At 69.3% G+C, this 13729-nt stretch carries 12 protein-coding genes; 6 read left to right on the plus strand and 6 right to left on the minus strand.

What is annotated here, in order from left to right:
- Nucleotides 1-2 precede the first annotated feature (2 nt).
- Both A3A5_RS0106365 and A3A5_RS0106370 read left to right on the plus strand, forming a co-directional pair.
- On the plus strand, nt 3-716 hold the full coding sequence (locus A3A5_RS0106365) for a response regulator transcription factor (RefSeq protein ID WP_018309775.1): 714 nt from the start codon (nt 3-5) through the stop codon (nt 714-716).
- A complete protein-coding gene (locus A3A5_RS0106370) occupies nt 716-2044 on the plus strand; it encodes a HAMP domain-containing sensor histidine kinase (protein ID WP_018309776.1) in 1329 nt (442 codons plus the stop codon). Before A3A5_RS0106365 ends, A3A5_RS0106370 begins: the two co-directional genes overlap by 1 nt.
- Nucleotides 2045-2146: 102 nt before the next feature.
- Here the strand turns inward: A3A5_RS0106370 and A3A5_RS0106375 are convergent, their stop codons facing one another.
- The gene (locus A3A5_RS0106375) at nt 2147-3082 is read right to left on the minus strand and encodes a 2-hydroxyacid dehydrogenase (RefSeq protein ID WP_018309777.1); all 936 of its coding nucleotides are present in this window, start codon (nt 3080-3082) and stop codon (nt 2147-2149) included.
- A 388-nt stretch (nt 3083-3470) separates the two neighbouring features.
- On the opposite strand from A3A5_RS0106375, the gene A3A5_RS0106380 reads away from it, so the two are divergent.
- Nucleotides 3471-3926: a YccF domain-containing protein gene (locus tag A3A5_RS0106380; protein ID WP_018309778.1), complete on the plus strand. Its 456-nt coding sequence runs from the start codon at nt 3471-3473 to the stop codon at nt 3924-3926.
- Between the two features lie 4 nt (nt 3927-3930).
- Here A3A5_RS0106380 and A3A5_RS0106385 read toward each other — a convergent pair whose 3' ends face one another.
- The 3 genes from A3A5_RS0106385 to A3A5_RS0106395 are packed head-to-tail and all read right to left on the minus strand — an operon-like array spanning nt 3931 to nt 6297.
- Entirely contained in the window at nt 3931-4401 is a 471-nt protein-coding gene (locus tag A3A5_RS0106385) for a MarR family winged helix-turn-helix transcriptional regulator (protein ID WP_018309779.1), read from the minus strand.
- Nucleotides 4398-4625, minus strand: a complete 228-nt coding sequence (locus A3A5_RS0106390; RefSeq protein ID WP_018309780.1) for a hypothetical protein — start codon at nt 4623-4625, stop codon at nt 4398-4400. The genes A3A5_RS0106385 and A3A5_RS0106390 overlap by 4 nt, the downstream gene beginning before the upstream one ends.
- Nucleotides 4615-6297, minus strand: coding sequence for an FAD-dependent oxidoreductase (locus tag A3A5_RS0106395; protein ID WP_026200517.1), 1683 nt, complete (start codon nt 6295-6297; stop codon nt 4615-4617). Before A3A5_RS0106395 ends, A3A5_RS0106390 begins: the two co-directional genes overlap by 11 nt.
- Before the next feature lie 198 nt (nt 6298-6495).
- Between A3A5_RS0106395 and A3A5_RS0106400 the strand changes: the two genes are divergently transcribed.
- The 3 genes from A3A5_RS0106400 to A3A5_RS0106410 all read left to right on the plus strand — a co-directional run bounded on the left by A3A5_RS0106400 (nt 6496) and on the right by A3A5_RS0106410 (nt 10172).
- Nucleotides 6496-8283 (plus strand): OPT/YSL family transporter, encoded by a 1788-nt coding sequence (locus A3A5_RS0106400; RefSeq protein ID WP_018309782.1) that lies wholly within the window; start codon nt 6496-6498, stop codon nt 8281-8283.
- Between the two features lie 123 nt (nt 8284-8406).
- Nucleotides 8407-9564: an acyl-CoA dehydrogenase family protein gene (locus tag A3A5_RS0106405; protein WP_018309783.1), complete on the plus strand. Its 1158-nt coding sequence runs from the start codon at nt 8407-8409 to the stop codon at nt 9562-9564.
- Between the two features lie 32 nt (nt 9565-9596).
- A complete protein-coding gene (locus tag A3A5_RS0106410; protein ID WP_018309784.1) occupies nt 9597-10172 on the plus strand; it encodes a hypothetical protein in 576 nt (191 codons plus the stop codon).
- 107 nt (nt 10173-10279) lie between these two features.
- On the opposite strand, the gene A3A5_RS0106415 is transcribed toward A3A5_RS0106410, so the two are convergent.
- Both A3A5_RS0106415 and A3A5_RS0106420 read right to left on the minus strand, forming a co-directional pair.
- Complete coding sequence (locus A3A5_RS0106415; protein ID WP_010811174.1) at nt 10280-10654, minus strand: hypothetical protein; 375 nt, start codon at nt 10652-10654, stop codon at nt 10280-10282.
- A 171-nt stretch (nt 10655-10825) separates the two neighbouring features.
- The gene (locus A3A5_RS0106420; protein ID WP_018309785.1) at nt 10826-13672 is read right to left on the minus strand and encodes a pitrilysin family protein; all 2847 of its coding nucleotides are present in this window, start codon (nt 13670-13672) and stop codon (nt 10826-10828) included.
- Nucleotides 13673-13729: the final 57 nt, after the last annotated feature.

The following is a 13729-nucleotide window of genomic DNA, read 5'->3' on the forward strand; positions in this document are numbered from 1 at the left end:
CCATGCGCGTGCTGCTGGTGGAGGACGACGCCATGATCGGCGACAGCGTCAAGCTGGCGCTGCGCCAGGAAGGCTTTACCGTCGACTGGGTGCGCGACGGCGACGCGGGCCTGGCCGCGGCCAGCACCGCGCAGCACGGCCAGGCTTGCTATGACCTGATCCTGCTTGACCTTGGCCTGCCGCGGCGCCCGGGCCTCGACGTCCTGCGCACCTTGCGCGCGCGCGGCGTGCCGACGCCGGTGCTGATCCTGACCGCGCGCGATGCCGTCGCGGACCGTGTCGCGGGGCTCAATGCCGGCGCAGATGATTACCTGGTCAAGCCCTTTGACCTGCAGGAACTGGCGGCGCGCATGCATGCGCTGGCGCGCCGCGCCGCCGGCCGGGCGGAACCGCTGGTCAGCTACGGTGACATCGTGCTCAACCCCACTACCCGCGAGGCCACCCACCGCGGCGAGCCGGTGCGGCTGTCGGCGCGCGAGTTCGCGCTGCTGTCCGCGTTGATGGCGCGTCCCGGCAAGGTCTGGTCGGTGCCGCAGCTGCAGGAGCGGCTGTACGGCTGGGACGATGAAGTCGGCAGCAATACCGTCGAGGTGTATATCCACGCGCTGCGCAAGAAGTTCGGCGCGGCGCTGATCCGCAATATCCGCGGTGTGGGCTATGTGCTGCCGCGCCTGGACGGGGAAGCATCGTCCGCGGGCGAAGGAGACCCCCCCTGATGCGCTCCATCCAGCGAACCCTGCTGTGGTGGCTGGCCGCGGGCCTGCTTGCCGGCATCGCCGTCGCCACGGGGCTGATCTACGGGCAGGCGCGGCAGGAAGCCAATGCGCTGTTCGACTACCAGATGAAGCAGATGGCCGCGGCATTGCCCAGCCAGTTTGCCGACCCGGTGGCGCCGCCGTTTCTGGGCGCGCCCGGCGACCTGACGCACGCCGACGAGGATGTGGTCATCCACATCTGGGACGGCTCCGGCCGCAGCCTGTACCTGTCGCATTCGCACCCGGCGCTGCCCGCGCGTGCGGAGCTGGGCTTTTCCAACGTGACCACGCAGGAGGGCGAATGGCGCCTGTACAGCATGCAGCTTGGACCCACCGTGGTGCAGATCGCGCAGCCGATGAGCGCTCGGCGTACGCTGGCCGCGCGCATGGCGCTGCGCACCGTGGCGCCGCTGCTGTTGCTGCTGCCGTTGCTGGGCTGGCTGGTGTGGATGGCGGTGGGGCGCGGCCTGCGCCCGCTGCGCGAAATCGCCACCGAGGTGCGCGCGCGCGACGCCAACACGCTGGCGCCGCTGGCCGTGCGCCAGATGCCCGACGAGATCGCTCCGCTGAGCGCGGCGCTGAACCAGCTGCTGGCGCGGCTCTCGCACGCCATCGACACGCAGCGCGCCTTCGTGGCAGATGCCGCGCACGCCCTGCGCACGCCGCTGGCAGCGCTGCAGCTGCAGGCACAGCTGGTGGAGCGCGCCGACAACGGCGCAGCGCGTGACGAAGCGATCGGCAAGCTGCGCCAGGGACTGGAGCGGCTGACCCACTTGGTCACCCAGCTGTTGACGCTGGCACGGCAGGAACCGGGCGCAGCCATGCCCCGGCACGAACCGGTGGCGCTGCACCAACTGGCCGCAAGCGTGGTCGCGGACATGGCGCAGGCCGCGCTGGACCGCAATATCGACCTTGGGCTGGACGGCAGCGAGGACACATCGCCGGCGGTGGTGCGGGGCGATGCGGATGCGTTGCGCATCCTGCTGACCAATCTGCTGGATAACGCGCTGGCTTATATCCCTGCCGGAAGCCATATCGATGTGCTGGTGGGTCGCAGCGCCGATGGACGTGCCGTTGAACTGGTGGTCAGCGACAACGGGCCGGGGATCCCCGCTGAAGAGCGTGCGCGCGTGTTTGACCGGTTCTATCGGGTGGCAGAAGCGCCGACCGGTGGCAGCGGGCTGGGGCTCGCCATCGTGGCCGAGATCGCGCAGTCGCATGGGGCGCGGGTGGTGCTGGAGGACGCGGGGCCGGGGTTGCGGGTGAGGGTGGTGTTTGGGGCCGGGTAGGTCTTAGCTGCTGGTTGGGCTGTTGTCGCGCTTGGCGGGCGGGCTGTTTGGCTTGTTGCTATGCGGTCGCTTGTACCATTGGCCAATGCAAAAGCTTCCTCCTCACCCCACCGACGTCAACACCCCCTCCCCCGCAAAATGCCGCCGCGCATTCTCCAGGAACAGCGTCACGGACGCCGTGATGGCTTCCGGCGACCAGCCGGCGACATGCGGGGTCAGCACAACGTTGGGGCAGTCGAACAATGCCACCGGCGGCGCCGGCTCGCTCTCATAGACATCCAGCCCCGCCCCCCCCAGCTTGCCGGCGCGCAGCGCTGAAGCCAGCGCCTCGGTATCCACCACGCTGCCGCGCGCGATATTGACGAGAAACCCGGCCGGCCCCAGCGCCGCCAGCACGCTTGCATCGACAAGGTGCCGCGTGCCCGCCCCGCCCGGTGTGGCGATCACCAGGTAGTCCGCCCAGGCGGCCAGCGCACCGATGCTGTCGAAGTACCGGTATCCGGCGTCCTCGCGCGGCATGCGATTGTGATAGCCGATCTCCAGGTCGAAGCCCTCGCCGCGCCGCGCGATGCGCCGGCCGATGGTGCCCAGCCCGACGATCCCCAGCCGCTTGCCCGAGACATTGGGCCGCAGCGGCAGCGCGGTGCGCCAGGTGCCTGCGCGCGTGGCCGCATCCAGCTGGGGCACGGCGCGCACGGTCGCCAGCAGCAGCGCGAAGGCATGGTCGGCCACGCAGCTGTCGTTGGTGCCGGCGCCGTTGGCCACGGCGATGCCGCGCGCGCGGGCGTGGGCCACGGCGATATTCTCGAAGCCCGCGCCCAGCGCGCACACCAGTTCCAGTGCCGGCATTGCGTCGATTTCCGCCGCGGTCAGGCCGGTGGAGCCGATGGTCAGTACTGCGCGGATCCGTTCGCCCTGCGTGGTGATCTGTGCGGCGCGGCTTTCAGCGTCCGGCGCGTAGAGGACCTCGAATCGTTCGGCAATGGCTTCGCGGTGGTGGGTGGCGACCTGGGTCAGGATCAGCAGCGTGGGCTTCATGGCGGGGACAGCGGAGTAGACGGTGGAGTCGGAGAAGGGTGACAGCGTGTTGGATGCACCTGGGTGTCCGTCACGCGGATAGCGGGCAGACGTCACATTCTAGCGCTGCGGCGTCGGGCTTGCCGAAGGCGACAGCGCGCGCGCAAGCACGCAGAAACGGGTACGCTTTGCCTGCGGCAGCGGGCTTTGCGGCCGGTCTTGCAGCGTGGAATATGCCTATAAACAAGGCTCGAACGCGTTTCCAGAAGGGCCGGCGGCGCCGTTCTGCCGGTCCCGGCGAGCCACGCAGAAACGGGTACGCTTTGCTGCCACGCCCCCCTCGCTGCCATGCCGGCACAACGCCATTGCGTATCATGCGTGTTCTCTTCCTCACTCGCGAAAGAATGGCATGCGCGCAATCGGCAACTTCCTCTGGTTCATCCTTGGCGGCCTGGTGATGGGCCTGGCCTGGTGGCTGGCCGGGCTGCTGGCCTTTATCTCGATCATCGGCATCCCCTGGGGCAAGGCCTGCTTCGTGATCGGCACTTTCACCTTCTTCCCGTTCGGCCAGCAGGCCATCAGCCGGCGCGAGCTGACCGGGCGCGACGATATCGGCACCGGCGCGCTGGGGCTGGTGGGCAATGTGCTGTGGTTTGTCTTTGCCGGCGTGTGGCTGGCCATCGGCCACGTGATGGCGGCGGTCGCCAATTTCGTGACCATCATCGGCATCCCGTTTGCGATCCAGCACCTGAAGCTGGCCGGCATTGCGCTGGCGCCGATCGGCCAGACTGTGGTCACCAATGAAGTGGCTGACGCCGCGCGCCGCGATGGCGCACGCGTGCAGGTCGACAACCTGCGCCGCTGAAGGATCAGGCGCCGGCGTCTTCGGCGCCGTCTTCGTCCTGCTGGCCGGCGTGCGCGACCAGCCGGTCGAGCAGGCTGCCCAGCAGCGCCTGTTCGGTATCGCTCAGGCAGCCGAAGATCTCCGCATTGCGCTTGGCGATCATCGCGATCGCCTGCCGGTGCAGCGGCTTGCCCTGTGCGGTCAGTGACAGCACCACGCCGCGCCCGTCGGCCTCGCTGGCCTCCTTGCTGACCAGCCCGCGTGCCACCAGCGCCTGCGCCGAACGGCTGGCCTGGCCCTTGGTCAGGTTGGCGCGCTGCGCGAGCTCGTTGACCGACAGCGGCGCAAAGGCGCCGATCGCCGCCAGGCAGCGGCCCTCGCTGAGCAGCAGGCCGCATTGCTCCAGGTAGGCGGCGGCGCTGTCCTTGTCGCTGAGCTTGTTGACCTGGTGCAGGCGGTAGGTCAGGAACTGGTCTAGGCGTGGCTGTGGCTTCATGGCGTGTCCTGGTCAGGCGTCGGCTTTGTAGAGCCTTGTGTTCCCTGTTGCCGGCTGTGCGCCTCGGCTTCGTCGATCAGCGCGAGCACCGGCGCCAGCGCGTCCTGCCGGCTCATCAGGCCCAGGCACACCATCGCCAGTAGCAGCGGGGTGCGCGCTTCGCCGGCACGGCCCATGGCCTCGCACAGGCGGGTGTAGGCGAGGTCGAGGTCTTCAGCTTGCATGGCCGGCTCCGGTTTGCATCAGGGGGGCAAGGGTGGCGCGCACGGCGTCCCATGACGGTTCGCGCCAGCGTGCCAGTACATAGCCATCGGGGCGGATGAGGTAGAGCGTGCCGGGTCGTGCGCCGTAGCGGGCGTGGGCCTGGGCTGCTACGTCGGCCAGCGCCGTGGCGCCGGCCATGTTGGCTCCGGTGACCACCACGTGTGCCTGCATGGCGTCCGGATGCGCGTGCGCGAACGCGGCCAGCGGCTCGGGCAGCGTGGGCGCATCGCTGAAGTACAGCAACGTGAACCGTTGCCCGAAGCATTGGGTGAGGTGTGCGACTTCGTCGGGGCCAGCCACGCGCATTTCCGGCGCAGGCATGCCGGGTGCGGCGCCAGGGCAGTCGTCGCCAAAATCGCTGGGACCGTTCAGCGCCGAATCCGTATAGGCAATCGGCGCCGACTGCCGCGGATTGATCAGCGAACGCACCGCGGGCTCGTGCTGCGCCAGCCGCAGCGTGGCCTCGCGCATCAGCCGGAAGGCGAAGTCGGGCGGTGCCATGAACTCGGTGCTCTTGGCGCCGTAGGCAATGTTCTGCCGCGTGGCATGCACGCGCTCGGTCGAATAGGAATCGAGCAGGCTGTCGGGCGCCTGGCCGCGCAGCACCCAAGCCAGCTTCCAGGCCAGGTTGCCGGCATCGTCCAGCCCGGAGTTGAGCCCGCGCACGCCAAAGATCGGCACCAGGTGCGCGGCGTCGCCGGCGAACAGCACGCGGCCGTGGCGGTAGTCCTGCAAGGTCAGGCACTTGGCGTTGTAGATGGAGATCCACAGCGGCCGCCACGGCGCGGTTTCGCCGATCATGTCGAGGTGGCTCTGCACGCGCGGCAGCACGTTTTCCGGCTTGACGGCTTCGTCGGGGTCTTCGTCGTCGCGGATCTGGTAGTCGATGCGCCAGACGTCGTCAGGCTGGCGGTGCATCAGGATGGTCGATCCGGGGTTGGAGGGCGGGTCGAACCAGGCCAGCCGCTCCACCTCGCGCCGCGTCTTCTGCACGATATCGACGATCACGTAGCGGCCTTCGTACTGGGTGCCTTCCATGCGCAGGCCCAGTTGCTCGCGCACGGTGCTGCGCCCGCCGTCGCAGGCCACCAGCCATTGCGCGTCGACCTGCACCACGCCTGCGCCGGTCTGGATCTCGGCCACGACGCCGCTGCCGTGCTGGCGCACTGCCTGCACGCGCGCGCCGAAGCGCACATCCGCCGGTGCGGCGCCGCGCAGCGCGGCGTCGTGGGCGAAGGCCTCCAGGTAGTACTGCTGGATATTGACCATCGGCGCGAAGCGCTCGCCGGGCTCGCTAGGCATGCGGAAATGCAGCACCTCGGCATCGCGGTAGTAGCTACGCCCGCCCACCCACGGCAGGCCGGTGTCGACGGTGGAGCGGTCCGCGCCCACCCAGCCGAGGATTTCCAGGGAACGCCGCGCCATACAGATGGCCCGGCTGCCGGCGCAGTAGCCGTCGTCGGCTTCCACCACCAGCGAGGCAATGCCCTGGCGCGCCAGCAGCGCGGCCAGCGTCAGGCCGACCGGGCCGCCGCCGGCAATCAGTACCGGCACGCGCTGCGGCCATGGGCGCGATGATGAGGGCGGGGGTGCCGGCGGCACGGCCGCGTGGGGTGCAGTGGAGTCTGGCATGGCGGGGCTGTGGTGTCTCTGCGATGTAGTTGTGGGCGCAACTATATCGACCAGATGGTTGCGTGCGAAACTAGTGTTAACCCGGGCCGGACATCGGCCGTGCGGCGAAAGTTGGAGACAAGCCGCACATCGCCCCTGGGCGTCCTTGGCTTATGCTTCGCAAGAGGCACACACACTGCCCAACCCGTTCGCTGCGCCATGCCCACGCTCCCGACCGATGCCGCACCCCGCGCCACCTGGCTGCCCTCGCCAGGCAGCTGGCAGTACCACGTGCTGCTGGGCGCGGCAGGCATGCTGGTGCTGGGGCCGCTGGGCGGCATCGCTGCCGCGTATATGAATTTCTCGCTGGGCTTCTTTGTGGGCGGGCAGGTGCTGGCGGGCATCCTCGGCTCGGTGGTGACGGCGGGCTATGGCGCGCCCGGGCGCCACGGCGCCAACTACATCCAGACCGCGGCGGCGTCGGTGGCGGGCATGGGCGGCATGGCCGTGGTGCTGCAGGCGATGGCCTGGCTGGGCATGGCGCAGCCGCCGCTGTGGCAGCTGGTGCTGTACATGCTGTGCATCGGCATGTTCGGGGTGGGCGTGGGCATGCTGTACACGCCATTGCTGGTGGACCGGATGCAGCTGACCTTTCCGTCGGGACTGGCGGTGGCCAATATCCTGCGCGCGCTGACCGATCCGGCGCTGCTGCGGCGTTCGGTGGCCCGGCTCGGGGGCGGCATGGCCCTGGGCCTGGGCTGCGGCCTGGGCTCGGCGCGCGCGCCGTGGCTGGCGGCGCTGGACCTGTCGGCCGCGACCTTCGGCGCCGGGATGATTGTCGGCGCGCGCGTGGGCATTGCCGCGCTGGTGGGCGGGCTGGCGGGCTGGGCCATGACTCCGTGGTTTGTCGCCGCGGGCTGGATGGCGCCTGGCGAGCCCTATCGCAAGGCCACCTTCCTGGTGGCGCTGGGCATGATCATGGGGGCGGCCGCCGTCGATGTGGCGTTGCTGCTGGCGCAGGCGTGCCGGCAGTGGCGTGCGGGCCGGAAACCGCGGCACCCTGCGCCGCGGCGCGGGCCGGGCATGGGCTGGGTGGCGGCCTGGGCGCTGCTGTGGGGCGCGGCCACGGTGGCGGCGGGCGTGGCCTGGTTCGGCCAGCCGCTGGGCTTCCAGCTGATGGCGGTGCTGCTGGTGCTGGTATTTGCGCTGGTCAACGGTATCTCGGTCGGCATGGTCGACCAGAACCCGATCTCGTCCGCCTTCGTGCTGTCCGTGATCCTGATGGCCGCTGCCGGGCTGCGCACGCCCCATGTCGGGCTGATCGCCGCCACGGTCTTGCTGGTGGCCACGGCCGAGGCGAGCGACATGCAGCAGGACCGCTCCACCGGCTGGCGCCTGGGCAGCGACCGCATGGTGCAGTTCGGCTACCAGGTGGCGGGCATCGTCGTGGGTGCGCTGGTTGCGGTGGCGATGGCGCGGCTGTTCATGCATGCCTACCCGGTGCTGGCGCTGGACCAGACCAGCCTGCCGGCCGATCAGCAGCCGGCGCGCTGGACCTCGGCCATGACCTATAAGATCGTGGGCGTGCTGCACGGGCTGGCGCAAAGCCGCGCCGGCCAGCATGTGGCGGTGGCAACGGGTCTGGCGCTCGGCCTTGTCACCGCGGTATTGCGCAAGGCCATCCTCGGCCGGCCGGCGTGGCAGCGCTTTGCACAAGCCAGCCGGCGCGGGCGGATGGCGGATTTCCTGCTCGATGCGGTGATCCTGCCCTCGCCCTATGCGTCGTCATTCGGTGGCTTTGTCAACCTGGCGGCGGCGGGGTGGATGGCGGCCGGCGGCGTGGTGGCGAGCGTGGCCGCTGCCGCGGCCGGGCCCGCAAGGCCGGTCCGGGGTTTGCCGCGGGACATGAGCACCGCATCGCTGGTCGGTGGTGGCCTGATCGCGGGCGATGCGCTGGCGGCGCTGGCCATCGGCGTGGCGGGCCTGTTATCCGCCACATGGGATTGAGGTCCGCTGCAATTGTCAAATTATATTGACGTTTCTGTCCAAGTTTAAGTGGATTGTCAAATCCAGCGACCGGCGTACCATAGGCGGCCAGACTGACGCACTGGCTTGACCCGGAGAATCACCATGGCCCTTGACCAAGAATCCTTTGCCCTGCTGCGCGCCTCGGTGCAGCGCTTCATCGATGAACGCCTGAAGCCCGCCGAAGACACGCTGGAGGAAACCGACGACGTGCCCGCCGAGATCGTCGCGGACATGAAGGAGATGGGCCTGTTCGGCATCTCCATCCCCGAGAACTACGGCGGCATCGGCCTGTCGATGTCGCAGGAATGCGATGTGGTCTACGACCTGGGCCATACCGCCTTTGCCTTCCGCTCGGTGTTCGGCACCAACGTCGGCATCGGCTCGCAGGGCATCCTGATGGATGGCACCGAGGAACAGAAGCAGCAGTACCTGCCGCGCATCGCCAGCGGCGAGCTGATCATCTCGTTCGCGCTGACCGAGCCCAATGCGGGTTCCGACGCGGCCTCGCTGCAGACCAGGGCGGAGCTGGATGGCGACCACTATGTCATCAACGGCACCAAGCGCTTCATTACCAACGCGCCGCGCGCCGGCGCCTTCACGCTGATGGCGCGCACCGGCGGTGCGGGCGCTGCGGGCATCTCGTCCTTCATCGTGCCGGCCGACACCCCGGGCATCTCGCTGGGCAAGCCGGACAAGAAGATGGGCCAGCGCGGCACCAAGACCTGCGACGTGGTGCTTGAGAACGTGCGCGTGCCGGCCGCCAATATCATCGGCGGCGTGCCGGGCGTGGGCTTCAAGACCGCGATGAAGGTGCTGGACCGCGGCCGCCTGCATATCTCGGCGCTGGCCTGCGGCATGGCGCATCGCCTGATCACCGACGCGGTGGCCTACGCCAGGGAGCGCAAGCAGTTCGGCAAGCCCATCGGCGACTTCCAGCTGATCCAGGGCATGCTGGCCGACAGCCAGGCCGAGCTCTACGCCGGCCTGTCGATGGTGCGCGACTGCGCCCAGCGCTACGATGCCAAGCCCGCCGGCAAGAGCGATCCGGAGGTCAGCATGCTGGCCTCGTGCACCAAGATGTTCTGTACGGAGATGGTGGGCCGCGTGGCCGACCGCGCGGTGCAGATCCATGGCGGCGCCGGCTATATCGCCGAGTACAAGGCCGAGCGCTTCTACCGCGACGTGCGCCTGCTGCGCCTGTATGAAGGCACCACGCAGATCCAGCAGTTGATCATCGCCAAGCAACTGCTGCGCGACTGAGCATGCAACCGCCCGGGGCGGCAGGAGTCGACATGAACACGATGCAGTTACGCGGGCCGGACAGCCCGCTGCAGGCAGGGCATGATGGCGATGCGCCGCACCGGCTGCGCGCCGTGGTGGCGACTTATCGTCCCACGCTGCAGGCCTATACGCTGGCGGTGTCGCCGGCCGAGCTGATGGCGCTCAGCGCGCTGCCGGCAGAGATGGCGAGCGGCGTGGGCGGCACCTGCGATCCACGCGCGCACGCGCACCTGGCGCGCTTGCGTGGCGAGGTCCAGGCCAGCGGCATTGCGTTGCCGGGTGCAATCGTGGTCGCGGTCAGCGGCGGCCGCCTGCAATGCGAGTTTGACCACCTCTACACGCTGTCGCTGCATCCGCGCCGCGGCGACCGGCTGATCGTGCTGGACGGCTATGAGCGGCTGCTGGCGCTTGCGCATGGCGAACGGCGGCAATGCAAGACGCTGGTGTCGGCGGTGCTGTGGCGTGCGGCGCTGGATACCGCCGCGGCGGTGCCGGTGGCGCAGGCCGCCGACGAAACGATCGGCGCGGCCGTGGCGCAGTCGTCGTGCGCGGCGCGCTGGGCCAACGCCACGCGGGTGTGGCATTGACCGGGGCATCGGGCACGAAGAAAGTGCTCAGCGCAATCTGACGGAAGCCGCCTGCATGGCGGCTTTTTCTCTTTCTCTTCTAGCGGTCTGACGTGCGCGCAAGCGGCTTATTGCGGCCACACGCCATCGACATCGCGCAGCAGGTGGCCGGCGAGGATATAGTCCCCGAGCCGCGTGGCCTTGGCCTCGAGGTCGAGCAGTTCATGGTCCGCCAGCGTGCCGAGATCGAACTGGCAATAGAGATTGCGTTGACGGAACGTGGCCTTGGGTTTGGCCAGCCCTTCGATCAGGGCTTCGCGGGAACGGACGGCGATGCTTTCTTGTCCGCGATATTGCACCTTGATACCGCGCTTTTCTCCGAGCCTGCCGAGTTCGACGGCATCCTGCCATCCTGTCTCGTAGTCCAGCTCAAGCGCCAGCACGCCTTCCGAGGCCAGAAGCCTGAGCGCTTCTGCCTTGCTGCCAGCTCGCACGATTGACATCCACACCTCTTATATCGACTTATACTGTACGAATATACAGTCAACCCGGGGTCGCGGCAAGGGGCTTGCACGGGACGCCTGCCGACCGCTCCCCGCCTTGCCGCTGCGATGTTGCGCTGGCCGCGTCTGCGGCCTTTCGCCAGTGCAGCCGAATATTGTTTCCCGCGTATGTCAGGGGCGCGCCTGCGGTGCCGCGCCGGCCGCTTCGTTGCCTGTGCTGCCGGCCGCGCCGGCGCCACTACCGCTGCCGGTTGCGCCCCCCTGCGCCGGTGCGCCGCTGAAGTCGCCAGCATAGACGCGCGACAGCGTGCCTGGCTGCATGTAGCGCCGAATGGCTGCGTTGACGGCTTCCGGCGTGGCGTTGCGCAGGCGCTCTTCGAGTTCGGCGGTAAAGGCCATGGTGCGGCCCAGGTAGAGCTGGCTGGCCAGCGTGCCGGCCAGCGCGGCGTCGTTGCTGCGGCTGACCATGCCCTGCTGCAGCAGGCCGCTGACGGCCTCGGCCAGTTCCTGCGCGGTGATGCCGTCACGCACGAAGCGCTCCAGCTCCTCGGTCACGGCGCGTTGCAGGCGCGGCAGGTTCTGCGGCGCGTATTGCGCCTGCAGGCCGAAGCGTCCCGCGTGGTCGAGCGCGCCCACCTGCACCCAGCTGCTCGCGCCATAGCTCAGGCCCTCCCGCTGGCGCAGCCGGTCGGCCAGGCGGCCGCGCAGGCTGGCGCCGCCGAGCACGCGGTTGGCAATCATCATCAGCGCATAGTCCGGCGCGTCGTCGGTCAGGTCGATCGGCGTGGAGGCCAGGTAGATGGCATTGGCCTTGCCCGGCGCGGGCAGCACGAACTCTGCCGGCGGGATCGGCACAAAGGGGCGCTCGACGCGCGCATAGGGCTGTTGCGTGCTCCAGTCGCCAAACAGCTGCGCTGCCTGCGCGGCCGCGGTCGGGGCATCGAAGTCGCCCACCAGGCTCAGCTGCGCATGGCCCACGCCGTAGAAGCGCGCGTGGAAATCGCGCACCTGCGCCAGCGTGGCGGCCTGCAGGTCGGCGATGTTCTCGGCAAAGGTGCGCGCATGGCGCGGGTCGCCCGCGGGGTAGGGGTCGCCATGGCGGCCCAGCGTGTTGGACGCCATCACGCCCGGCTCGCGCTGGGTGCTTTCAATATCCGCGATGCTGGTCTTGCGCAGCGTCTCGAACTCCGCCTCGGGGAAGTTCGGTGCGCGCAGCAGGTCGCGCAGCAGGGCCAGCAGTTCCGGCAGGTGCGCGCGGCGGGTCTCGAAGCTGACGGTGACGCGCTCAGAGCTGCCAGAGATGCCGACGCGCGCGCGCAGCGCCTCGATGCGGTCGGCAATCTGCTGGCGGTCCATGCCAGCCGCGCCGCGCCGGAGCATGGAGGCGGTCAGCGCGCCCACCGTGGTCAGCCCCTGCAGGCTCTGCGTGTCGCCCATGCGCAGCACCAGCGCGCCGTGCACCACTTCACCGCGCGCGGGCTTGGGCAGCAGCGCCAGCTGCATGCCGTTGGCCAGCGTCTGGCGCGTGATGTGGGCCTCGATATTGGCGGGGCTGGGATCGAATGCCGCCACCGCGGCCATCGCCGGCCTGCCCTGATAGCCGCTGACCATGGCCGTGACATCGGGCGCCGGCGGCACCTGCGTGCGCGACGGCTGCTCGACGGGAAGGAACACGCCCAGGGTGCGGTTCGATGCCTGCAGGTAGTTCAGTGCCACGCGCTGCACGTCGGCAAGGGTGGTGGTCTCGATGCGGTCGCGTGCCAGGAAGAACAGGCGCCAGTCGCCCTTGGCGATGGCCTCGGACAGCGCCACCCCGAGCGCGCCGGGATCGTTCATGTAGTGCTCGTACGCGTTGCGCATGCGCACGCGCGCTCGTTCCAGCTCGGCCTCGGTCACGGGCGCCTCGGCAAAGCCCTCGACCTGCGTGATCAGCCCGGCGCGCGCGGCCGCGAGCGGCTGGTCTTTGGACGTCTCGACCATGAGCAGCAGCGCGCCCGGGTCCTTCATCGCATAGAGCGCGGTGCCGACCGACACGGCCTGGCCACGCTCGACCAGTGCCTTGTACAGCCGCCCGCCCGGCGTATCGCCGAGGATGAGGGTCAGCAGCGAGAGTGCCGTGCTGTCCGGATGCGCACCCGGGCTGACGTGGTATTGCGCGGCGACCAGGCTGTTGTCGCCGGGGCGCATCACTACCAGCTCGCGCGCGCCTTCCTGTGCGGGCTCGACGGTATGCTCGGGCGGCAGCACGCGCGTCGGGCGCGGGATCGGCCCGAAGTAGCGCTCGATGCGTGCCAGCGTGGCGGCGGGATCGAACTTGCCGGCCACCACCAGCACCGCGTTGTCGGGCTGGTAGTAGCGGCGATAGAAGGCGCGCAGGCCGTCGATGCTGACGTGCTCGACATCGCTGCGCGCGCCGATCGGGGCCTTGCCGTAGTTGTGCCAGCGGTAGGCGGCGGCCATGGTCTGCTGCATCAGCATGCGCCCGGGGCTGTTCTCGCCCATTTCCATCTCGTTGCGCACCACCGTCATCTCGCTGTCCAGGTCGGCACGCGAGATCACGCTGTTGACCATGCGGTCGGCTTCCATGCGCAGCGCCCAGTCGAGGTTTTCATCGTTGGCGCTGAAGGTGCCGAAGTAGTTGGTGCGGTCCTGCGCCGTGGTGCCGTTCACGCTCATGCCGCGCCGGGCGAACTCGGTCGGGATGGTCGTGCCGGGCAGCGATGGCGTGCCCTTGAACAGCAGGTGCTCGAGCAGGTGGGCCATGCCGGTCTCACCATAGTTCTCATGGCGGCTGCCGACCAGATAGGTGATGTTGACGGTGGTGGTGGCCTTGGCCGCGTCCGGTGCCAGTACGATGCGCAGGCCGTTGGGCAGGCGGTATTCGGTAATGCCTTCAACCGATGCCACCTGCGCGGCCCTGGCAGGCGTCGCCGCGGGGGCGGTCTGCACCGGCTGTGCCAACGCCGGCGCGCAGGCAAGCGAAGCAAGCAAGGACAGGTGCAGGGCAGTGCGGCGCATGGCGTCTCCGGGCGGGCGGTGGCAGTGGGTTGGTGGGTGAGGCACGAAGCGCATTCT

Source organism: Cupriavidus sp. UYPR2.512 (genome assembly GCF_000379565.1).
Classification (GTDB): Bacteria; Pseudomonadota; Gammaproteobacteria; order Burkholderiales; family Burkholderiaceae; genus Cupriavidus.

Excerpts from the sequence above, each read along its gene's own strand:
- A3A5_RS0106370 (WP_018309776.1), top strand. The coding sequence starts at position 716 with ATGCGCTCCATCCAGCGAACCCTGCTGTGGTGGCTGGCCGCGGGCCTG.
- A3A5_RS0106415 (WP_010811174.1), bottom strand. The coding sequence starts at position 10,654 with ATGTCAATCGTGCGAGCTGGCAGCAAGGCAGAAGCGCTCAGGCTTCTG.
- A3A5_RS0106390 (WP_018309780.1), bottom strand. The coding sequence starts at position 4,625 with ATGCAAGCTGAAGACCTCGACCTCGCCTACACCCGCCTGTGCGAGGCC.
- A3A5_RS0106400 (WP_018309782.1), top strand. The coding sequence starts at position 6,496 with ATGCCCACGCTCCCGACCGATGCCGCACCCCGCGCCACCTGGCTGCCC.
- A3A5_RS0106365 (WP_018309775.1), top strand. The coding sequence starts at position 3 with ATGCGCGTGCTGCTGGTGGAGGACGACGCCATGATCGGCGACAGCGTC.
- A3A5_RS0106395 (WP_026200517.1), bottom strand. The coding sequence starts at position 6,297 with ATGCCAGACTCCACTGCACCCCACGCGGCCGTGCCGCCGGCACCCCCG.
- A3A5_RS0106410 (WP_018309784.1), top strand. The coding sequence starts at position 9,597 with ATGAACACGATGCAGTTACGCGGGCCGGACAGCCCGCTGCAGGCAGGG.
- A3A5_RS0106385 (WP_018309779.1), bottom strand. The coding sequence starts at position 4,401 with ATGAAGCCACAGCCACGCCTAGACCAGTTCCTGACCTACCGCCTGCAC.
- A3A5_RS0106420 (WP_018309785.1), bottom strand. The coding sequence starts at position 13,672 with ATGCGCCGCACTGCCCTGCACCTGTCCTTGCTTGCTTCGCTTGCCTGC.
- A3A5_RS0106375 (WP_018309777.1), bottom strand. The coding sequence starts at position 3,082 with ATGAAGCCCACGCTGCTGATCCTGACCCAGGTCGCCACCCACCACCGC.
- A3A5_RS0106405 (WP_018309783.1), top strand. The coding sequence starts at position 8,407 with ATGGCCCTTGACCAAGAATCCTTTGCCCTGCTGCGCGCCTCGGTGCAG.
- A3A5_RS0106380 (WP_018309778.1), top strand. The coding sequence starts at position 3,471 with ATGCGCGCAATCGGCAACTTCCTCTGGTTCATCCTTGGCGGCCTGGTG.